The organism is Arhodomonas sp. AD133, assembly GCF_051195215.1.
Classification (GTDB): Bacteria; Pseudomonadota; Gammaproteobacteria; order Nitrococcales; family Nitrococcaceae; genus Arhodomonas.
Window position 1 is genome coordinate 38,422 of record NZ_JBNAZM010000006.1, and the last position, 20,977, is coordinate 59,398.

Below are 20,977 nucleotides of genomic sequence, written 5' to 3' on the forward strand. Positions count from 1 at the left end.
TATCGGGCCGGAGCCCGGGGCGCAGCGGTGACGCTGCGCCCCGGGCATTTCAGGACACCAGCTCGGTGCGAACCCGGACCTCGGCGTGCAATGTGCGGTGCACCGGGCATTTGTCGGCGATCTCGAGGAGCTTGCCGCGTTGCTCGTCGCTGAGCTCGCCATGGAGGACCACGCGCCGGGCGATCTCATCGAGCCTGCCTTCGCGGGTCTCACATTCCTCGCAGTCACTCGCGTGGATCTTGGTGTGGTCGAGCAGCACCTGCACGCGTTCCAGTGCCAGACCCTTGCGCTCGGCGTACAGGCGCAGCGTCATCGCTGTACACGCGCCCAGGCCTGCGAGCAGGTAATCGTAAGGGGAGGGGCCCGTATCCGTTCCGCCGGCGGATTCCGGTTCGTCGGCGAGCAGCTCGTGGCCGCCGGCGCGCACGCGCTGCTGGAAACGGCCCGCCCCCGTTTCCTCCACCAGTACCTGCGCGTCGGCGCCGGCGTTCGCTCGTGGCCGTGTCTCGGGCAGGTAGCGTGCCGCCCAGGCGGCGAGCACCGTCGCTGCGTACTCCGCATCCGCCGGGCGCGAGAGCAGGTGATCGGTGTCGTCCAGCGATACGAAGCTTTTCGGGTGGCGGGCATGCTCGAAGATCTGCCGGGCATTGTCCACGCCGACGATGGCGTCCCGGGGCGAATGCATCACCAGCAGCGGGTGGGCGAGCTCGCGCAGGCGCGCGGACTGGTCCTGTCCGCGGGCGTCCTCCACGAATGAACGGCTGATCCGGAAGGACCGCCCCGCCAGGCTGACGGTCGCCTCGCCTTCGGTCTCGATGGTCTCGAGGTGATCGCCGAGGTGCGCGAGGACGTGCTCGGCTTCGAACGGGGCGCCGATCACGGCAACCGCCGCGGTTTCGGGAATCCGCGACGCCGCCGCGAGCACGGCGGCACCGCCGAGACTGTGGCCGATGAGCAGGGACACTGGCCGCCCGGTCTCGCGCATGAAGTCGGCGGCGGCCACCAGGTCGTCGATGTTCGAGCTGAATCCGGCGTTGGCGAACTCGCCTTCGCTGCCGCCGAGGCCCGTGAAATCGAAGCGCAGGGTGGCAATACCCTGTGCCGCGAGCGCAGCGGCGATGCGCCCCGCCGCGCGGATGTCCTTGCCGCAGGTGAAACAGTGCGCAAACAATGCCCAGGCCCGCGGCGTGCCTGCGGGCAGATCGAGGCGCGCGGCCAGGCGCTGGCCGTCGGTACCGGTGAAATCGAGGCGTTGACTGGCCATGATCGCGTCTCCCTGTGGCTTGCGTCGAAAGCGTAGTTGCCCGTCGGCGCCGCCGCCTCCCTTGGCAGGCGAGAGATCCCAAGGGTAGGGTAAGTGCACTGCTTCGGCGGTCGAAGCTGACGCAGGCTAACCAACGCAAGCGAACAAGAATACACAGGGGAGGAGCGGTCACATGCGCTTATTCAAGGGCCTCGCCATCGTGGTGCTGACGGCGTGCGTCTCCACCGCCTTCGCGCAGCAGCGCCTGTCCATCGCCACAGGCGGTACCGGCGGCACTTACTATCCTTACGGGGGCGGTCTCGCCGAGCTCATTGGCGAGCACATCGATGGCTACTCGGCCGTCGCGGAGGTCACCGGCGCTTCCGTCGAGAATATGGGGCTCATCCACAGGGGCGACTCCGACCTCGCCATTGCCCTGGCGGACACGGTCCATGCCGCCTATCGGGGTTCCGGCCCGTTCGAGGGTCGTCAGGTCGCCAAGGTGCGGGCGCTCGCCTCGATCTACCCGAATGCGGTGCAGATCGTCACCCTGGCGGATTCGGGTATCGAGTCCCTGGCGGATCTCGAGGGCAAGCGGGTGTCCGTGGGTGCACCCGGTAGCGGCACGGAAGTCAATGCCCGCACCGTCCTCGAAGCCAACGGTATTACCTACGATCAGTTCGAGCCCCACCGGCTGAACTTCAACGAGACCGCCGACGCGCTGCGTGACGGTGACATCGACGCCGGCATCTGGAGTGTGGGGCCGCCCACTAGCTCTATCATCAACCTGGCGACCACCCGCGATATCCGCCTGGTCGCGCTCACCGACGAGGAAATCGGCAACGCCATCGAGGCCGAGCCGGTTCTGGCCTCCTACACGCTGCGCAAGGGGATCTACGAGGGCGTGGAGGAACCGGTGAAGACTGTCAGCGTCCCCAACGTGCTCACCGTCAACGCCGATATGTCCGAGGATCTCGCCTACCAGATCACCAAGGTGCTCTTCGAGCAGACGCAGGCGCTGATCGACATCCACCCGGCGGCCAACGACACCACCGTGGAATTCAGCCTCAACTCCACGCCCGTTCCGTTCCATCCGGGGGCATTGCGCTACTACGAGGAGACCGGCCAGGAGGTGCCGGAGAAGCTGCGTCCGTGACGGTGCCGCGTTGAGCGTGTCTGCCGCGCGACGCCGCGGATTGCCGGGGCGAGCCGTCATGCTCGCTCTGGCAATCGCCTGGGCGGCGCCCGCCGGCGCACAACCCGCCTTCCTCGAAGCCGTTGCGCGGGGCGATCACGTGCTCGCGGCCTTCCCGCTCGCGCCCGGTGAACGCTGGTGCGTGCTCTGGCACCACTCGGTTCAGGGTTTCGAGGTGCGTGACTGCTACGTCTATCGCGACGACCGCATGGTGCTGGAGCGCAGTCACCAGCCCGACTATGCCGCCGGCCTCGGGCCGGTAGTCGGCCGGGGGCGGCCACGCTCCGATGGCCGCGGCGGGTACTGGATCGAGGATATCGACGAGCCGGTGCCGGGGGACGGTTACATCCTGCGCGTGGGTTCGTCGCGGGTCGATCACCGCATCGCCGCTGGCGGGCGTATCGTCAGTCTGAGTGCCCTGGCGGCCGGCGAGGCGGTGACCATCCGCGTGTACCGGAGCGACGAAACCCGACATGAGGACACGAGCCAACCATGAGCATGACAAGCGAAGAAGTGCCTCTGCCGGGCCAGAAGCCCGGTCTGCAACCCCGGCCCGTGGTGTGGCTGATCACCCTCATCGGGGTGGGGCTGTCGCTCTTCCAGCTCTATACCGCCGGCGTCGAACCGCTGGGGCTGTTCTATCAGCGCAGCATCCACCTCGCGCTGATCATGATGATGGCGTTCCTGATCTTCCCCGTCGGTGGCATCCGTCGTCGCCGTGGCGTCATCGGCTGGATCGTCGACATCGCCTTTTTCGGCGGCGCCGTGCTCTCCGGTTTCTACCTCTGTTACAACCTGGACGCGATCTTCTACCGCGCCGGTTTCTGGAACCAGACGGATATCATTGTCGGCGTCATCGCCACGATCACGTTGCTGGAGGCCTCGCGCCGCGCGGTCGGCCTCGGCATGACGGTCATAGGCTGCATCGCCATCGTCTATGTGCTCGCCGGCCCGCGCGGTGCTCTGCCCTGGTTCTCCGATCTGCTGCCGGGTGTTCTCGGCCATCGCGGCTACGGCATCGACCGTCTCATCGGCCAGCTCTATCTCGGCCAGGAAGGCATCTACGGGCTGCCGCTGGGCGTGGCGGCGACGTATGTATTCATTTTCGTGCTCTTCGGCGCCTTCCTCGAAGTGACCGGCGCCGGTCATTTCTTCATCGATCTCGCCTACGCGGCCACTGGCCGCCAGCGCGGCGGCCCCGCGAAAGCCTCGGTGATCGCCTCGGCGGCCATGGGCTCCATCTCGGGCAGTGCCATCGCCAACGTCGTCACCACCGGCGCGTTCACGATTCCGTTGATGAAGCGCCTCGGCTATCGGCCGGCACAGGCGGCGGGTGTGGAGGCGGCCGCCAGCACCGGCGGGCAGATCATGCCCCCGTTGATGGGTGCGGGCGCGTTCCTGATCGCGGAGTACACCAATGTGCCGTACCTGGAGATCGTGAAGATCAGCATCCTGCCGGCGATCCTGTACTTCACGACGGTGTACCTGTTCGTGCACGTGATCGCCGTCAAGGAGGGCATGCGAGGACTGCCGGCAAGCGAGCTGCCATCCCTCGCCGAGGTGATGAAGCGGGGCTGGCACTTCCTGGTTCCCCTCGCGGTGCTGGTCTACCTGCTGGTGCGTGCCATGTCGCCGACCACCGTGGGCTTCTACGCGATTCTCAGCATCGTGGCCGTCGCCGTGCTGCGCGCGCTCATCACCCTGCTCTTCGCAGAGGACCCGGAACGCCCGCGGCGTTTCGATGCAGGCATGCTCGCCGGTGCCTGTCGCCTGGGTCTCTATCGCCTTGTCCAGGCCCTCGAGGTGGGGGCGCGCAATGCCGTGGCCGTGAGCGTCGCCTGCGCGGTGGCGGGGATCATCGTCGGGGCCGTGGGGCTGACCGGCCTGGGGCTGAAATTCTCGTCGCTGATGGTGGCGTTCTCCGGGGGCAACATCGTGCTGGCCCTGTTGCTGGTGCTGGCGGCGAGCCTGGTGCTGGGCATGGGGCTGCCGGTGACGGCGAGCTACATCGTGCTCATCGTGCTGGTGGGGCCGGCGCTGACCAACGAGTTCGGCATCCCCCTGCTCATCGCGCACCTGGTGGTGTTCTGGTATTCGCAGGATTCCAATGTCACGCCGCCCATCGCCCTGGCCGGCTTCGCGGGCGCAGCGATCGCCGGCTGCCGGCCGATGGATGCCGGCATCCAGGCCTGGAAATTCGCCAAGGGGCTCTACCTCATCCCGCTGTTCATGGTGTTCAACCCGGAGATCATCGTCGGCGGACCGGTACACGTCATCGCCTGGAATGCGATGATCGCGCTGGTGGCGCTGGGCGCGTTCGCCGCCACGCTCGAGGGCTATCTCTTCACCCGCCTCGGCGTGGTGCCGCGATTGCTGCTCGCGTTCTCCATGGTGGCTGTTTTCTACCCCAGCTTCCTGGTGGAGCTGGCGGGATTCGTCACCATTTGCGCGGTACTTGCCATCAACCGCCTGCAGAGTCGAGCGGGTATGGATGACGGGGCTCAGGGGCAGGTGCAGCGGACACCGGAGTCGCCGGGGCCATAGGTTCGCGGCGGCGTGGCCACGCTCGTCGCGGTCAGCCGCCAGGGGCGGCCCGCGGCGAGTGGCCTGCGTTTCGTTCGCGCCCAGGGCGCAGATTCACGGCACAATCGCGGAAGCCATGGCAACCGTCGCAACGAGCCTGCTCGCTTTTGCCGGCGCCGCCATCGCGGAGATCGCCGGCTGTTTCACGTTCTGGATGTGGCTGCGCCTTGGCAGGAGTCCCTGGTGGCTGGTGCCGGGGATGCTGAGCCTGGCGGCGTTCGCCTACCTGCTCACCCTGGTGGGCGTGGATTTTGCCGGGCGCGCTTACGCTGCCTACGGCGGAATTTACATCGTATCCTCGCTGGCGTGGCTGTGGGCGGTGGAGAGTCGGGTGCCGGATCAATGGGACGTCGCCGGAGCGGCGGTCTGCCTGATTGGGGCCGGTATCATCCTGCTCGGCCCCCGGTGACGCCGACGCCGATGCGCGTGGTCTGGACGAGGGATTTCACGGGGTAGCCGGTTGCTGTTGCGCTGGTTCGCGTTTCGCGATCCCGATACGGCCAGTGCCGGACCCGGTGACGGGAGGTGTCCCTGCTTCTGGCCGGTAAAGGCGGACGCGCGTGGCGGCGCGTCCGCCTCGTACCGGCTCACGACCGGGACCACCGGAATGCGGCGATTTCCTCGTTCAACGGCGTGCCGGTGATGTGGTTGGCGTAGTTGCTCAGCGTCTTCAGGCTGATTCCGACCAGCACCTCCAGAACGTTTTCGCGGGTGAATCCGGCGGCCAGGAAGTCCTCGATCGTCGCCTCATCCACCCAACCACGGTCGCGCACGACGCGCTGTGTGAATGTCGCAAGTGCGCCGAGGCGTTCGTCGGGGACGCTGTCGCCGTCGCGGATGGCGTCGACGACGGTTTCCGGCGCGTTGGCCTTGCGTGCGCCTGCGGTATGGGCGGCGACGCAGAACTCGCAGCCGTTCTCCACCGACGCGCTGAGCAGGATGATCTGCTGCTCGGCCGGCGAGAACGATGTCCGCCCCAGGATGTCGGTCAACGCCTGGTAGGCTTCCAGCGCTGCCGGAGACTCGGCGAGCTGCCCGAACAGATTCGGGATGAAGCCCATCCTGGACTGAACGGCTTCCAGGCGCTCGCGTGCCGCCGCCGGGGCGGTGTCCGTGGTGTGCAGCGGAAACGTTGCCATGGCGTTACCTCCCGTTTGGTTGCTGCGGAGGGTCGGCGGGTGTGTCGCTGGTCGCCCCCCTGATCGTCTACCACCAATATGGGGAACGCTCATGGACGATAGTAGATCCAAGAAGTCATGTTTCATGTCAGTTCGTTCAGGCGACGCCGCGCATGGATCTCATCAGTCAGCTCCTCTACACGTTTCATTTGAATGCGAGGGTGTCAGTCCGCGCTCAGTTCTGCGGGCGTTGGAACCTGGATCACGAGACGACGGGCCAGGCGAGTTTCCACCTCGTGGCTTCCGGGCAGTGCTGGCTGCACCGCTACGATGGTGGTGAGCCGATGGCTCTCGGAGCCGGAGACCTGTTGATTCTCCCTCGGGATGCACCGCATGTGCTGAGCGATTCCGCCGTTCGCGGCGATGCGCCGCCGCCCGAGTTTCTACCGTTGGACGACGAGCGAGAGGATGGGGCGGGCGTCGTGTGCGGGCACTTCCGGTTCGAGCAGGGGGGATCGAATCCTTTGCTGGATGCGCTGCCCGACTACCTGCTGATCCACACCTCCACGGCGGTCGGCGGCTCCGCGCTGCGGGGCATCGCGGAATTGCTGGTCGATGAGGCCCGTAGCGGTGCTCCCGGCTTCGAGGCGGTGGTGGACCGACTCTCGGATGCGTTGTTCATCAAGGCGCTACGTTGGTATCTCGACAATAATCGCGATCAGCCGGGCCTGGCTGCGGCCGTGTCCGATCCCGCCATTCATCATGCCTTGCAGCTCATCCACGACAGTCCGCAGACGGCCTGGACCGTGGCGCTGCTGGCGAGGGCGGTTGCAATGTCACGCACCGCCTTCGTGGCGCGATTCGGGGCCTTGATGGGGGAGCCACCCATGACCTACGTGAATCGCTGGCGCATGCTGCTCGCCTATCGCTGGCTTCGGGAAGGGGAAACGGTCGCAGCGGTTGCCGAGCACTGCGGCTATGCAACGGAGGCCGGCTTCAGCAAGGCGTTCACGCGGCACTATGGTCTCGGCCCGGGGGCGGTGAGGCGTGCGCACCGCGCGGCGGTAACCGCCTGACCGGTGTCCGCCGCCCGTGGCATGGTCCGGCACGGCGTCAGGCGGTGAACTGGTCGCGACTGAGGCCGTACTTCTGCATTTTGTCGTAGAGCGTCTTGCGCGGCAGCCCGAGCGTTTCGGTGGTGCGGCTGATGTTACCGTGCTGGGCGCGCAGGGCCTGCTCGATAAGCTCGCGCTCGAAGCGCTCCACCTGTTCGCGCAGCCCCATGCTCGCCGCCTCGTCGTCGCTGGCGTTATCGAGCACACGATCCAGGTCGAACGCGTAATGCTCCCCCAGCAGGACATAGCGCTCGGCGACGTTGCGCAGCTCGCGAACGTTGCCCGGCCATTGGTGGCGCATGAGCGCGGCACGCTGATGTGGGGTGAGTGCCGGCGCTTCGCGCTGGTAACGGTGGCCGGCGACCAGCGCGAAATGCTGGAAGAGCAGGGGGATGTCCTCGCGCCGCTCGCGCAGTGGTGGAATCTCCAGCGCCACGACGTTGAGCCGGTAGTAGAGGTCTTCGCGGAAATTGCCCATCGCCGCCGCCTCCTGCAGGTCCACCTTGGTGGCCGCCACCACGCGCAGGTTCAGGGATATGGTCTGGTTGGAACCGAGCCGCGTGAGGGTGCGTTCCTGGAGGACGCGGAGCAGCTGTACCTGCTGGGCCAGCGGCATGCTCTCGATTTCGTCGAGAAACAGCGTGCCGCCACTGGCGTGCTCGAGCTTGCCAATGCGCCGGCTGCGGGCGCCGGTGAATGCACCGGCCTCATGGCCGAAGAGCTCGGACTCGATGAGCTCCTGGGGCACGGCGCCGCAGTTGACGGCGACGAAATTGCCTTCCCGCCGCGGGCTTTGCTCGTGGAGCGAGCGCGCGACGAGCTCCTTGCCCGTGCCGGTCTCGCCGTGGATGAGCACGTCGGCGTCGGTGTCCGCGATCTGGTGGATCAGTCCGCGCAGCCGGTGTATCACCCGCGTCTGACCGATCAGTCGCGGTCCCGGAGCGCTGTGGGCGGCGAGTGCCTGGCGCAGATGCCGGTTCTCGAGGGTGAGGCGGCGTTTGTCCAGGGCCCGGCGCACGACCTCGGTCAGGCTTTCCGGCGAATACGGTTTCTCGACGAAGTCGTAGGCACCGTCACGCATGGCGCCCACGGCCATCGCGATGTCGCCGTGACCGGTGATGAGAATCACGGGGAGATCGCGATCGATGGTCAGCGCCTCACGCAGGAACGTCAGGCCGTCCATTTGCGGCATCTTGATATCGCAGACCACCACGCCCGGGAATTCCAGGCTCACTGCCTCCAGGGCCGGCTCGGCGCGCTCGTGAGCGTGCACGGTATAGCCGGCCAGCTCCAGGGTCTGGGTAGCCGCCATGCGGATCGCCGACTCGTCGTCGACGAACAGCACCGGTCCTGTCTCGGTCTCATTCATCCCGGCCGTCCTCCGGTTGCGCCGCCGGTAGCGTCAACGTGAATTCCGCGCCGCCGTCACGGTGATTGCTAGCATGCATCGTGCCACCCATTTCCTCGATGATGCGTGCCGAGATCGACAGTCCCAGCCCGAGGCCCTGCCCTGTCTCCTTGGTGGTATAGAAAGCGTCGAAGATGTGGGCGAGGTCCGCGGCGTCGATGCCGGGGCCATTGTCCCGCACGGTTGCGACGAGCCGGGCGTCGTCACGGCGGATGGTGATGTGCAGCTCGGGTTCGGTGGTGTCGGCGAGGGCGTGGACGGCATTGCCCACCAGGTTCACGAATACCTGCTCGAGGCGGACCATGTCGCCGAGGCAGATCAGCGGGGCGCTGTCCCAGTGGCGGAAAACCGCCACCCCGCCGCGGGTGAGCTGGGGCTCCAGCAGTGCCAGCGCGGCGTCCACCACTGCCGGCAGGGACACCGGCGAAGGCGTGCCCGAGCTCTTGCGCGCAAACACCTTGAGCTGGTGGACGATGCGCGCCGTCCGGGCGGTGAGTGCACTGATCTGGCTGAGGTTTTCCTGCGCTTCATTCCGTCGCTCGCGCTCGAGCAGCAGGCGGGCGTTGTCGGCGTAAGCGCGGATGGCGGTGAGCGGTTGGTTGACCTCGTGGTTGATACCCGCGGAGAGCTGACCGATGGCCGCGAGCTTCGCGGCCTGCACGAGCTCGTCGCGGGTGTGGATGAGCTCGGCTTCGGTGCGGCGGTGTTCCTCGATCTCCTGCGTGAGCCGGCGGTTGGCGGCGACCAGGTCTTCGGTGCGCTCGGCGACACGCTGCTCGAGCTCGTCATGGGCCCGGCGCAGGGCCTGCTCGTTCGCCTTGCGCTCGGAGACGTCGTGCATGGTCACCAGGTACCGCCGGCCTTCGGCGAGCTCCATGGGGCTGACGGCGATCTCCACGGGAAATTGTGAGCCATCGCCGCGGCGGGCGGTGACCTCGATGACCGGGTGGGCGGATTCCCGGGTGGCGGTGTCGAGGCTGGCCGCCAGGCGTTCGGCGTCCCCGCGTTCGAACAGCGCCGCCAGGTGCACGCCCTGTACCGACGCTGGCGCCCGCCCGAACAGCGCGGCTGCCGTGGGGTTGAACGAGGCGATGTACCCGTTGTCGGTGAGGGTGACGAGCCCCGCCCGGGTGTTGTCGATCACCGCCCGGACCCGCGCCTCGTTGGCGGCGGCCGCTTCCATGGCGGCGTGCTCGAAACGCATCCGATCGCGCAGGCGCAGCCGGCGTTGAACCACGATGCCCCCGGCCAGCCCCGCCGCGGCGATGATCATCGCCGCGAGCATGACCGAGCGACTGACCTGCTGCGCCACGGGCGCGGTATCGCTGAGGACGTGCACGCGCCAGCCCGCGGCGAACATGGGCATGCCCTGGCGCAGGTAGCTCGTGCCGTCATCCAGGGTGAGCACGGTGGTGTCCTCTGTGACCGACTGGCGGTGCCTGACCACCAGGGGCTTGAGCTCACGATCCGGGTAGCGCCGCGTATCCCGCAAGCGTCCGCGTTGCGCTTCGGTCAGCGGTGCGAGCGTTCGAAAGCGCCACTGAGGCCTGGTGGAGAGAAAGACCACGTCATTCGGGTCGGTGACGATGAACTCGCGATCGCCACCGCCACGCTCGCGTTCCACGACCGTGATCGCTACCTTGACCACGATGACTCCGGCGATGGCTTCATCCACACGTACCGGCGAGGCGAAGTAGTAGCCGCGCTCGTTGGAGGTGATCCCCAGCGCGTAGAAGCGTCCCAGCTCCCCTTGTACGGCCTGCTGGAAGTACGGGCGGAAGCGATAGTTGTCGCCGATGAACGAGTCCATGTCCTCGAAGTTGCTGGCGGCGACCGTCGTGCCTTCGCGGTCGAGGAGATAGATCTCCGCGGCATTGGACGTCTGTGCGGCGAGCTGCAGGTAGCGATTGACCGCCTGCCAGCTCGCGAAGTCGGCCGGTTTGCCGAGCAGGCGTTGCAGTCGGGCATCGTCGGCGAGCAACGCGGGCAGGTATTCGTACTTCTCCAGCTCCCGGCGGACGTTGGCGATATACAGCCGCAGATCGGCGGCGCCGCGCTCGCGCAGGGCATCCAGGGCGGCGTCACGGGCCAGGTGTGCGGTGGCGGCGAGAACGCCCGCGGCGGCTAGCAGCGCGGCCACGGCCACGACGAGCCAGCGCCGGCGTCGATGGGGGCTGGCGGGGTGGGCGAGGGTGGCGGCGTCACGGTTCATGGTGCAGGCGATTGTAACCGTTACCGCCGCCACCACGGTGTCTTGTGCGTGTGATTACCGGGCCGTCTCATGCCGTCCCGAGCTTCATCACCACGACCCCGGCGACCACGAGCGCTATGCCCACCACCTTGAGCGGCGTGAAGACTTCGCCGAACACCAGTGCGCCGACGATGGCGACGCCCACGATGCCCAGGCCTGCCCAGATCGCGTAGACGAATCCGACGGGAAGCTGCTTGAGACTGGCGGCCATCAGCAGAAATGCGATGGCGTAGCCCACCACCACGATGACCGCCGGCAATGGCCGGGTGAAGCCATCGGAGGCCTTCAGCGCGGAGGTGGCCACCACCTCGCTGGCAATCGCCACCGCCAGGTAGAGATAGGGCATCATCATGATCGGTCACCTCCGCTGAGCTCGGTCAACCGTTCGAGTACGAGCCGGCGCTCGGCCTCGCTCACCACGGGTATACCGAACAGGTCGTTCATCCACAGGCCGTCGGCGGCGAGCCGAACGACCAGTGCGTCGTCGACGGGAATGCCGTCCGCGCCGAGAGCGGTTCGCCACTGCGACTGACGTTCGCGCATCGGCGCCAGCAGATGAGGCTCGCCGGCGGTTGCGGCGAGCACGGCAACCGCCAGGCGGTTGTCCGCTTCGGCATTGGCATTGTCCGGCGAGCAGGCCGCCAGGTAGCCACGCGTCCAGCTTCCGGGCGCCGTGTCGTTCTCCCGGTGTGCGTCGATGTCGCGCTCGGTCACGGTGATGAGCTTCTCCACCATCGCCGCGAGCAGCGCCTCCTTGGACGGGAAGTGGTAGATGAGCCCGCCCTTGCTCAGGCCGGCCGTCTCGGCGACAGCGTCCAGCGTCAGCCGCGCGATCCCTCGGTGCTGGACGATGTCCGCGGCTGCCCGGAGTATGCGTTCGCGTGTCGTTTCGCTCATGGGAAGGAACTGTACCGACTGGTCGGTTAAGTTTCAAGGCCCGCCCATCCGAATACCGTGATGGTTGCCCCCGGCCCGCCAGGCCGCCGGTCATCGGCGGCTACCGGCGCTGAGGGTCTATTGGTGTGGGCGTGTCGTGTGGAAGTGGCGGGTTAGGGAGGCAACGCTCAGGCCGTGCGGAAACGGCCCATGACTCCCTCGAGCTCGCTGGCAAGTCGTGCGAGCTCATCGCTGGCGGCGGCCACCTGGTTGGCGCCGGCCGCGGTGTGACCGGAGGTCTCACGGATCTCGGTGACGTTACGGTCGATTTCCTCGATGGTGGAGGTCTGCTCCTCGGCAGCCGCGGCGATCCGGTTGCTCATGTCGCTGATCGCCCGGATGCGGTCGGTCAGGGCTTCGAGCTGCTCGCTGCAGCCACGCGCCATGGTCACCGTCTCGCCGCTTTGCCGGCGGCCGGCCTCCGTGAGCTCGGCGGATTCGCGCGCACCGTTTTGCACGCGCTCGATGATGCTGCGGATTTCGGTGGTGGAGTCCTGGGTGCGCGTGGCGAGCGTGCGCACCTCCTCGGCGACCACCGCGAATCCGCGGCCGTGCTCGCCGGCCCGTGCCGCCTCGATGGCGGCATTGAGGGCGAGCAGGTTGGTCTGCTCGGCCACGTCGTTGATGACGTCGAGCACGGTGCCGATCTGGTCGGCATCCGCCGTGAGTCTGCCGATGCCTTCGCCGGTGCTCTCCATCTGCGCGGCCAGTTGCTCCACGGTGGTGACCGTACGCGCCATGGTCGCGGCCATATCGTTCGCCTCATCGTTGGCGGCGCCGGCGGTCTCGGCCGTCTCGCCGACGTTTCGGGCGACCTCCTGGGTCGTGGCCGTCATTTCGTTGGTGGCGGTGCTCACCTGATCGGTAGCCATGTGCTGAGTGTCCACGTTGGACTGTGCCTCGCGGCTCGTCGTGGAGAGCTCTTCCGCCGACGCCGAGACCTGGCGTGTCGTATCGGCTGCGCGACCGATCGTGTCGTTGAGCATGTCGAGGAATTCGTCGATGCGGTCCGAAAGCCGCCCGATTTCATCGCCCGCGGGGTTGGCGAGTCGCAGGGTGAGATCGCCGTCGCCGCTGCAGAGGTTCTCGACACGTTCCGACATCTGCCGCAACGGGCGCAGCACGATACCCGGCACCCTGATCAGGACGAATGCGCAGACGATGAGCCCGAGCGCCAATGCCGCCAGCAGGTTCCAGCGGTTGGACGCCGCGTCGCCGGCTACCTTTTCGGCGACTCCGGCGGACAGTGTGCCGACCCGCTCGGTCATCCGGTCGAGGTGATTGCGCGCCTTGTCGAATGCCGCCTTGCCGTCACCCAGCGCCAGTGCGAGCGCCGCGTCAGTGCGACCGGCATCGGCCAGGCGCCGGACCTCGGTGCCGATCTCCTCCCAGCGCGTGACATCCGTGGCGAACGTCTTCGCCATCTTCGTGGTTTCAGCACGGCCTAGCGCCGCAGCGGATCGCTTCACACGCTCGCGTGCCTGTGCCAGGTTCTCGGCGTAGGTGTCGCGCTGCTCGCGCCGCGCCGCGGCGGAATCCGCGAGCACGCCACGCATTTGCGCGATCATCGACTGGTGCAGATCCCGGTCGGCTTCCAGCACCAGCGAGCTGCCGGGCATGAGTGCATCGGAGAAAGTCCGGGCGTCGCCGGTCATCTCCGATAGCAGCATCATCGAGAAACCGACCACCGCTGCCAGAATGACCGTCAACACGGCGACCGGCGCCGCGAGTTTCCAGCGAAACGACAGATCCCGCCACCAATTCGACATCTTGTTGCCCCCCGACGCGCGTAGTTCGAACTTTTGCTTATTGTTTTTTTGGCCTTGCTTATCAATGTATCGTCCGATGCCTCTCGATCTTGAGACGGCGATGCATCTGCGGCGCCGGCGGCACACCGATTGCCCGGCTTCTGGAACACGTACACCCGGACTATAGTCGACACAGAGGCGCAGGCGCCGTGCCTGTCGCGCGGCGGAAGCCAGCCACGCCGTTGGGGAGTGTGCCCATGACCTATCACCGCCCCCGTACCTGGTTGCGAACCCATGAAGTGCACAATCAGCCGGCGCCCATGGATGATTACGACGCCTGGACCACGGATCGCCCCCTGCGCGAGGCGGTCATGCGCAGCGCGCCCGATTGGGTGCCGGGCTGGCTGCGGGCGTTGGGCTCGGAGACCGGGCGCGTCTACTGGTTCGAGCAGGCGGCGCTGGCGAACCGGTATCCGCCGGAGCTGGAGACCTTCGATGCCGGCGGACGGCGCATCGACGAGGTGCGCTATCATCCGACGTATCATGCGCTCATGGCGCTCGCCATCGGCCACGACCTCCATGGCGTGGCGTGGCGTCAGGCAGGCGCAGGCGGGCATGTCGCGCACGTCGCCGGCATGTATCTGTTCACCCAGCCGGAGCAGGGCGTGTGCTGCCCCGTCACCATGACGCATGCGGTGGTGCCGGCACTGCGGTGCGAGCCCGCGCTGGCGGAGGACTGGCTGCCGCGGGTGTTGAGCACTGCCTACGACGCCCGCGCGCTGCCCGCCGGAGACAAGTCCGGCGTGACGTTCGGCATGGCCATGACCGAGAAGCAGGGCGGTTCGGACGTGCGGGCGATCACCACGCGCGCCCGGCCCGCCGACGGCGCCGGCGAATACGTGCTCACCGGACACAAGTGGTTCTGCTCCGCGCCCATGTCCGATGCGTTCCTGACCCTCGCCCAGCTCGACGAGGGCCTCACGTGTTTCCTCGTGCCCCGCTGGCGGCCTGACGGCAGCCGCAACCCGCTGTATCTGCAGCGTCTCAAGGACAAGTGCGGTAACCGCAGCAACGCCTCCGCGGAGATCGAGTTCGACGAGACGTGGGCGCAGCGCGTGGGCGAGCCCGGGCGCGGTGTTCGCACGATCCTGGAAATGGTGCAGCAGACACGCCTCGATGCCGCCACCGCGCCGGTGGGGATGATGCGTCAGGCGCTGGTGCGGGCGTGGCACCACTGCCGCGGACGGCGTGCGTTCGGCGCCGCGCTCGTGGACCAGCCGCTCATGCAGCAGGTGCTCGCCGATCTCGCCGTCGAGCTCGAGGCGGCGACTGCCCTTGTCATGCGCGTGGCCGAAAGCATGGACGGTGCTCACGCCGACGAGCAGGAGCGTCTGCTGGCCCGTATCGCCACGGCGGTGGCCAAGTACTGGACCAACAAACGAGCCCCTGTGGCGATCTACGAGGCCATGGAGTGTCTCGGCGGTAACGGCTACGTCGAGACCTCCATACTGCCGCGACTCTATCGCGAGGCGCCGGTGAACAGTATCTGGGAGGGCTCGGGCAACGTGATCTGCCTGGACGTTCTGCGTGCGATCGAGCGCGAGCCGGAGACCGTGCCCGCGCTCCTGCGCGAAGCGGAGCGCGGTCGTGGCGCGGATGCCCGGCTGGATGCCGCGCTCGATGCGCTGCGTCGGGCGGTGACCGAGGAGGCGGACGCGCAGTTGCGGGCGCGTTCGCTGACGGAGCTCATGGCGCTGACGCTCCAGGGGAGCTTGCTCGTGCGTCACGGCGCTTCGGCGGTGGCCGAGGCCTTCTGCGCCACACGTCTCGGGGGCGAAGGCGGTGCCACGTTCGGCACCCTGCCGGTGGCCGCGGACCGGGCGGCGATTCTCGAACGAATCTGGCCGGCCTGAACCCGGTGTGAGAGGCTGCGGCCGGAACGGCGCCGGCCGCAGTGGACGCTATTTGGTGACGACCCGGTAGATGGCGAGCAGAATGATCGCACCGATCAACGCGATGACGATGCTACCCACGTTGAAGCCGGTAAATGTGCCGATGCCTAGGAAGGAGGCGACCGCCCCGCCGACGAAGGCGCCGGCGATGCCGAGCAGAATGGTCACGATGATGCCGCCCGGGTCCTGGCCGGGCATGATGAACTTGGCCAATGCGCCAACGATGAGTCCGAGAACGATCCACGATATGAATCCCATGGCGTGTCCCTCCTGATGGTATTGGTTTGCGGCCCTCTCCCCGAACATAGACGTTCTGGAGGCGTACGCAGGTTTTCAATGCAACGGGAAATGTCGGTCTGACGATGCCCCGACGCCACATCGTTGTATCGCTGTTGATTACCGCACTGAGCCTGGCGCTGGTCGCATGCGAGCGCGCGCCGTCGCTGTCGCGCCTCGACGCCGACGCCCGCGTGCTGGCGTTCGGTGACAGCCTCACCCGCGGCACGGGGGCACCGTCGCAGGCCGCGTACCCCGGCGTGCTCGCCGAGCGAACGGGGCTCGAGGTGGTCAACGCCGGCGTGCCGGGGGAACTCTCCGGGGAGGGCAGGCGCCGGCTACCCCGCGTCCTGGAAGAAGTGCGCCCCGATCTGATGATCCTCTGCCACGGCGGTAACGATATACTGCGCAACCGTACTGACGGCGTGGCCGACAACCTCCGGGCCATGATCGAAGTGGCCCGCGATCGTGGCGTGGAGGTCGTGCTGGTCGGCGTGCCGCGGTTCGGACTGGGCCTGAGCATGGCTCCATGGTACGAGGAGGTGGCCGAGGCCGAAGGTGTGCCGCTGGTCGCCGGGGCGCTCTCCGATATCCTTACGGAGGCCGCGCTCAGGTCCGACCGTGTCCATCCGAATGCCCGGGGCTATGCGCGCCTCGCCCGGGCGGTGCACGAAACGCTCGTCGCGGCGGGGCGTTGCCGGAGTAAGGTGTCATGCATCCCGGTTTGGAACCGCCAGGCGGTGACGCATGACAATACCTCTGAGAAGATTAGTATCGGGTGCGCCCGGGTCGACTACAGTGTCAGGGACCATGCGACCCGCTCGCGATGTGCCGATGCGACAGCAAGCGCTCGGCGACATCGGTACGTGCCAGAATGGCATTATGGGGCGTGACAGTACGGTTGTGTTGGCGTGTCCCAGCGCACACGCCGGCGCGAACGCGCCTTGACCCCGGACGGCTCTGGCGCTCTGACACATGGCAATACCTCTGAGAAGATTTGGTAATCGGTTTGCCGTGCGGCTCGCCGACGGAGCGCAAGCGGGGGTGGCTGTGAGCACGGGATCGTCGGGAGGTCGGCAATGGTCACTGCAGCGACGACGTCACCCAAGCGGTTCATACTGGCATTCGTGGCGGGCTTTCTCGCGACCCTCGTTTTTCACCAGCTCGCCCTGGCCGCGCTATGGGCGGTGGCGTTGGCGCCGGTGGCCCCGTATTCCCTGGCGGCGACCGCGCCATTCGGCGTGCCGGCCGTCTTCTCCCTCGCTTTCTGGGGAGGCGTCTGGGGGATCGTCTATGCGCTTGTCGACCGGTGGTTTCCCTACGGCGGTGGTTACTGGCTGGCGGCGTTCCTGTTCGGGGGCGTTTTCCCGACGCTGGTCGCGTTGCTGCTCGTCGCGCCACTGAAGGGCGCAGCGTTCGCCGTTGGCTGGAATCCGCAGGTCTGGCTGATGGCACTGCTGATCAACGGTGCCTGGGGGGTCGGCACGGGCGTGTTCTTGCGCTGGTTCTCGGGCATGCATCGGCTGGCGAGTTGACCGTCGGCGCCGGTTGCGGCATCCAGCCGGTGCCAACTGCCCGAGGCGCGTGCCCAAGGCAGGTATGAGTCTCCATTCCGAGCGGCGAAGGAGGGCCGATGGCGGAGAAACCCATCAATCTCGCACTGCAGGGCGGCGGTTCCCACGGGGCGTTCACCTGGGGCGTGCTCGATCGCCTGCTCGAAGAGCCGGGATTCGAGATCGAGGGCATCAGCGGCACCAGCGCCGGTGCGATCAACGCGGCAGTGCTCGCCGACGGATACGAGAAGGGCGGTGCCGAGGGAGCCCGCGAGGCGCTGGGCGTGTTCTGGCGCCGCATCGCCGACCACGCTGCGTTCAGCCCCTTTCGCGACGACTGGTGGAGTGTCAAGGCATTCGGACCGTCGCCCGCCGCCGTGTGGATGGACTGGATGCTGCGCTGGCTCTCGCCCTATCAGTTCAACCCACTGGACTACAACCCGTTGCGCCAGGTGCTCGCGGATTCCATCGATTTCGAGACCCTGCGATGCTGCCGGTCGATGCAGTTGTTCATCTCCGCGACCAACGTGCGCACCAACCGTCTGCACATTTTCACCGCTGACCGGCTGTCGCCGGACGTGCTGCTAGCCTCGGCGTGCCTGCCGCAGTTCTACCAGGCGGTCGCCATAGGCGACGAATACTTCTGGGACGGTGGCTATATGGGCAACCCGGTCCTGGAACCGCTGGTGAGCCACTGCCAGTCCCGGGACATCCTGATCGTGCAGGTCAATCCCAAGCGTCGCGAAACCGTGCCGACGAATTCCCGGGACATCGACGACCGCATCAACGAGATCACGTTCAACGCCAGCCTGATGCGCGAGATCCGCAGCATCGCGCATGTGACCCGCATGCTCGACGATATGGGCATTACCGGTCACGACTACGAGAAGGCCTACTTCCACATGATCGACGGCGAGGACTACCTGAGCGGGTTGAGTGCGGTCAGCAAACTCAACGCCGAGTGGACGTTCGTGAACCGACTCTTCGAATGGGGCCGTGAACGCGCCGGCCAGTGGCTGGAGACCCACGGCGGGCAGATCGGTCACGGGAGTACCCTGGATCTCGACAACTGGGCGCCACCGTATGATTAGGGCTGACGCATGACGATAACTTTGAGAAGCTTGGTAAGCCGCGCGATTCCACGGACTGGACGATAGGGGAAGGGAGTATGCTTTCGTTGACCCGTAGATATGGTGAAGCGCTCGTTATCGGCGAGGATATCCGGTTAGAGATCCTGCCTGCCGGTGGCATGGCCGTGAAGTTGAGGGTTGACGCCCCGAAGGCTGTTCCCGTCGTTCGCGAAGAGCTACTCCAAGGCAGCTCGCATGTCACCCCGGAGCGAGTGTCCGCACTCGAACCGGAAACGGCATCGGGCTCGACCCCGAAGGTAACCTACAGGCGACGACGACGAAGCGCCACCTCCTAAGCTGCGCGCCCCGAGTAGCCGGCTGCGCCGCTACAGGCACAGCACATGGAATGTGTGACAACGCTTCCTCCGACCGCTGCCGCAGTGTCATGGATGCAGCCCGGGAACAACGAAGTTCATGCCCTTGGATGCAGTCGGCCCGGGGCTCGGGTCACAATCATCGTGAGATGGATTAGCTTGATGCGTTCGTGCCAGCGGAATATCGGTCCGCGCATAGGTCTCCGGTGCGGAATAACCAATAGCGTGCCAGGGGGCGTCCATGTCCCGAATGCACATCCTGCTGGTATCCGACTAGCTGCTTGGCAACATCATCCCTCCCGTGTTGTGTGTACCCGCCCCATTGGTCCGAGCGCCACCAACTAATCGCCGACCGAGCTCGCCGACGAAGCGCTGAGTTGGGTCGGGCTATTTGCAACCAACGTCCCACTCGTGTCTCCAGGATCTGCCCGGACTCGTCGATAGGCGGGTGATCCCATATCCCATCGACGATGGATTGCTTGGTGCTTTGCGTAGGCTCGGGTGGGGGGTAGACTGCTCGCTTCAGGACGTTAGCCTGCTTTCGGTCTTCGTTCCCCGTTTTCGCCACCCCTGCCGTTGTGCGCACGCCAGGAGGGTCCATGTCCCCAGCGGTCAGTCCGCACCGCCACGGTATGCTTCTCGCCGCGGTCGGTGTGTTGTCACTGAGTTTCGATGCCGTGCTGGTGCGGCTGGCGGGCACGGACGGCTGGAACGTGACGTTCTGGCGGGGCTGGCTGATCTGTCTGTCCATGGCGGTGCTCACACTGGCCCGCCGTGAGCGCTGGCGGCCGTCGAGCCGGGCCGAGGGGGTGGCGGCCGCCGCGGTCGTCGCGCTCTACGGCATGAACACGGCGCTGTTCGTGCTTTCGGTCTCCCACACCAAGGCCGCGAATACGGTGGTGATTCTCAGTTGCGCGCCGTTCTTCGCGGCGTTGTTCTCGTGGCTGTTCCTGCGGGAGCGGGTGCGCGTTCGCACCCTGGTGGCGATCGCATTGTGCGTCACCGGTGTGCTCGTGGTCTTCTCGGGATCCCTTGGCGGCGGCACGGTCGTCGGCGACGGGCTGGCGTTGCTGCTCGCGGTGCTGATGGGCGTGTCGCTCACCGTGCTCCGCCGTTTCCCGGGTATTCCCCGGATTCCGCTTACCTGCGGCGCGGGGGCGGTGGCGGGGCTCGCCGCGTCGGCGTTCGCGGAGCCGTTGTCACTGCAGCCGGCGGCCTACGGCTGGCTCGCGATAATGGGGCTGGTGCAGATGCCGCTGGCCTCGGTGTTGATCATGACGGCCACCCGTTATCTTCCGTCGCCGGAGGTGAGCCTGTTTCTCCTCATCGAGACGGTGCTGGGGCCGGTGTGGGTATGGCTCGCGGTGGGCGAGGAGCCGCCGTCACTCACGCTGGTCGGCGGCGCGCTCATTCTGGTCACCATCTCCGTGCACTCCTGGCTCGCCATGCGTGACCCCGTGCCCTTGGCGGCCGGCGCCGCCGCCGGTGGGGCGCCCCACGCGGTGGAGCGCGGCGCCCCCGAATGAGTGCGCCGCGCCGCCGCTACCACATGAGGTCGTCCGGAATCGGGAACTCCTCGTAGGCGGGATCGTCCTCCTGGGCGCCTTCGTCCAGGAAGGCGATGAGAAACGGTGCCTTGGGCTTCACTTTCTCGGCGACGTCCCGCGGAATCAGGCGGAAGTGTCCCTTGGTGCGTGCGATGGCGAGCTCCCCGGCCGCGAGCTGTTTCTGATGCCTGGGCGAGACGTAGATGTGCTTGATGCGCTCGCCGTAGGTGAAATGGAAGGCGACGTCGCTGTTGCGGTCCTGCCCGTGGGGGATTTCGGCATCGAGCACCATGCGCCGGGCGGCTTTCTCCTCGGCCTGACGCTGGCGTTCGGCCTCGCGCTGGCGGTTGAGCTCACGGTCGCGCTCGCGCTTCGCCTGGTCGTAGAGCTTGGCGTCGCGAATCGTGTCATCGGCCTGTTTGCGCCGTTCGGCCTTTTTCTTCTTCGGCCCCTTGCGCCGCTTGCCGGCCTTCGCCCGCTTGGCATCCTCCTCGGAGGCGAGCCCGGTTTTCAGCAACTGCTCCCGCAGTGAGTCGCTCATCGTCGCACCGTTGCGTTGATTGTCTTCCTGTCTGCGAAGGATAAGGGCTCATACGGCCGCTTCCCAC

The 20,977-nt window shown here is 66.9% G+C and carries 20 protein-coding genes; 11 read left to right on the forward strand and 9 right to left on the reverse strand.

Annotated elements, in window-relative coordinates; genetic code table 11:
• Positions 1-49: 49 nt before the first annotated feature.
• Positions 50-1,264, reverse strand: coding sequence for a bifunctional alpha/beta hydrolase/OsmC family protein (locus ACPEES_RS05420; protein ID WP_435101836.1), 1,215 nt, complete (start codon positions 1,262-1,264; stop codon positions 50-52).
• A gap of 172 nt (positions 1,265-1,436) precedes the next feature.
• Between ACPEES_RS05420 and ACPEES_RS05425 the strand changes: the two genes are divergently transcribed.
• The 4 genes from ACPEES_RS05425 to ACPEES_RS05440 all read left to right on the forward strand — a co-directional run bounded on the left by ACPEES_RS05425 (position 1,437) and on the right by ACPEES_RS05440 (position 5,430).
• Entirely contained in the window at positions 1,437-2,399 is a 963-nt protein-coding gene (locus tag ACPEES_RS05425) for a TAXI family TRAP transporter solute-binding subunit (protein ID WP_435101838.1), read from the forward strand.
• Between the two features lie 58 nt (positions 2,400-2,457).
• Positions 2,458-2,934, forward strand: a complete 477-nt coding sequence (locus ACPEES_RS05430; RefSeq protein WP_435101840.1) for a DUF1850 domain-containing protein — start codon at positions 2,458-2,460, stop codon at positions 2,932-2,934.
• Complete coding sequence (locus tag ACPEES_RS05435; RefSeq protein WP_435101842.1) at positions 2,931-4,982, forward strand: TRAP transporter permease; 2,052 nt, start codon at positions 2,931-2,933, stop codon at positions 4,980-4,982. Before ACPEES_RS05430 ends, ACPEES_RS05435 begins: the two co-directional genes overlap by 4 nt.
• Before the next feature lie 115 nt (positions 4,983-5,097).
• The gene (locus ACPEES_RS05440) at positions 5,098-5,430 is read left to right on the forward strand and encodes a YnfA family protein (RefSeq protein ID WP_435101844.1); all 333 of its coding nucleotides are present in this window, start codon (positions 5,098-5,100) and stop codon (positions 5,428-5,430) included.
• 178 nt (positions 5,431-5,608) lie between these two features.
• On the opposite strand, the gene ACPEES_RS05445 is transcribed toward ACPEES_RS05440, so the two are convergent.
• Positions 5,609-6,160 (reverse strand): carboxymuconolactone decarboxylase family protein, encoded by a 552-nt coding sequence (locus ACPEES_RS05445; RefSeq protein WP_435101846.1) that lies wholly within the window; start codon positions 6,158-6,160, stop codon positions 5,609-5,611.
• A 152-nt stretch (positions 6,161-6,312) separates the two neighbouring features.
• Between ACPEES_RS05445 and ACPEES_RS05450 the strand changes: the two genes are divergently transcribed.
• Entirely contained in the window at positions 6,313-7,215 is a 903-nt protein-coding gene (locus tag ACPEES_RS05450) for an AraC family transcriptional regulator (protein WP_435101848.1), read from the forward strand.
• A gap of 37 nt (positions 7,216-7,252) precedes the next feature.
• Here the strand turns inward: ACPEES_RS05450 and ACPEES_RS05455 are convergent, their stop codons facing one another.
• The 5 genes from ACPEES_RS05455 to ACPEES_RS05475 form a co-directional block, all read right to left on the reverse strand.
• Positions 7,253-8,623, reverse strand: a complete 1,371-nt coding sequence (locus tag ACPEES_RS05455) for a sigma-54-dependent transcriptional regulator (RefSeq protein WP_435101850.1) — start codon at positions 8,621-8,623, stop codon at positions 7,253-7,255.
• On the reverse strand, positions 8,616-10,874 hold the full coding sequence (locus tag ACPEES_RS05460; RefSeq protein ID WP_435101852.1) for a sensor histidine kinase: 2,259 nt from the start codon (positions 10,872-10,874) through the stop codon (positions 8,616-8,618). Before ACPEES_RS05460 ends, ACPEES_RS05455 begins: the two co-directional genes overlap by 8 nt.
• Positions 10,875-10,941: 67 nt before the next feature.
• Complete coding sequence (locus ACPEES_RS05465) at positions 10,942-11,265, reverse strand: DMT family transporter (RefSeq protein ID WP_435101854.1); 324 nt, start codon at positions 11,263-11,265, stop codon at positions 10,942-10,944.
• Positions 11,262-11,810 (reverse strand): TetR family transcriptional regulator, encoded by a 549-nt coding sequence (locus ACPEES_RS05470; protein ID WP_435101856.1) that lies wholly within the window; start codon positions 11,808-11,810, stop codon positions 11,262-11,264. Before ACPEES_RS05470 ends, ACPEES_RS05465 begins: the two co-directional genes overlap by 4 nt.
• Before the next feature lie 167 nt (positions 11,811-11,977).
• Entirely contained in the window at positions 11,978-13,618 is a 1,641-nt protein-coding gene (locus tag ACPEES_RS05475; protein ID WP_435101859.1) for a methyl-accepting chemotaxis protein, read from the reverse strand.
• Positions 13,619-13,854: 236 nt separating this feature from the next.
• On the opposite strand from ACPEES_RS05475, the gene ACPEES_RS05480 reads away from it, so the two are divergent.
• Positions 13,855-15,510, forward strand: a complete 1,656-nt coding sequence (locus tag ACPEES_RS05480) for an acyl-CoA dehydrogenase family protein (protein ID WP_435101862.1) — start codon at positions 13,855-13,857, stop codon at positions 15,508-15,510.
• A 48-nt stretch (positions 15,511-15,558) separates the two neighbouring features.
• Here ACPEES_RS05480 and ACPEES_RS05485 read toward each other — a convergent pair whose 3' ends face one another.
• On the reverse strand, positions 15,559-15,807 hold the full coding sequence (locus ACPEES_RS05485; RefSeq protein ID WP_435101864.1) for a GlsB/YeaQ/YmgE family stress response membrane protein: 249 nt from the start codon (positions 15,805-15,807) through the stop codon (positions 15,559-15,561).
• A 104-nt stretch (positions 15,808-15,911) separates the two neighbouring features.
• Between ACPEES_RS05485 and ACPEES_RS05490 the strand changes: the two genes are divergently transcribed.
• The 5 genes from ACPEES_RS05490 (at position 15,912) to ACPEES_RS05510 (ending at position 20,348) form a co-directional block, all read left to right on the forward strand.
• Positions 15,912-16,718, forward strand: a complete 807-nt coding sequence (locus ACPEES_RS05490; protein ID WP_435101866.1) for an arylesterase — start codon at positions 15,912-15,914, stop codon at positions 16,716-16,718.
• Positions 16,719-16,904: 186 nt separating this feature from the next.
• Positions 16,905-17,360 (forward strand): hypothetical protein, encoded by a 456-nt coding sequence (locus ACPEES_RS05495; RefSeq protein WP_435101868.1) that lies wholly within the window; start codon positions 16,905-16,907, stop codon positions 17,358-17,360.
• Positions 17,361-17,458: 98 nt separating this feature from the next.
• Positions 17,459-18,469 (forward strand): patatin-like phospholipase family protein, encoded by a 1,011-nt coding sequence (locus tag ACPEES_RS05500; RefSeq protein WP_435101870.1) that lies wholly within the window; start codon positions 17,459-17,461, stop codon positions 18,467-18,469.
• 77 nt (positions 18,470-18,546) lie between these two features.
• A complete protein-coding gene (locus tag ACPEES_RS05505) occupies positions 18,547-18,804 on the forward strand; it encodes a carbon storage regulator (protein WP_435101872.1) in 258 nt (85 codons plus the stop codon).
• 617 nt (positions 18,805-19,421) lie between these two features.
• On the forward strand, positions 19,422-20,348 hold the full coding sequence (locus ACPEES_RS05510) for a DMT family transporter (RefSeq protein ID WP_435101874.1): 927 nt from the start codon (positions 19,422-19,424) through the stop codon (positions 20,346-20,348).
• Between the two features lie 16 nt (positions 20,349-20,364).
• Here the strand turns inward: ACPEES_RS05510 and ACPEES_RS05515 are convergent, their stop codons facing one another.
• A complete protein-coding gene (locus tag ACPEES_RS05515; protein ID WP_435101876.1) occupies positions 20,365-20,910 on the reverse strand; it encodes a DUF2058 domain-containing protein in 546 nt (181 codons plus the stop codon).
• Positions 20,911-20,977 lie beyond the last annotated feature (67 nt).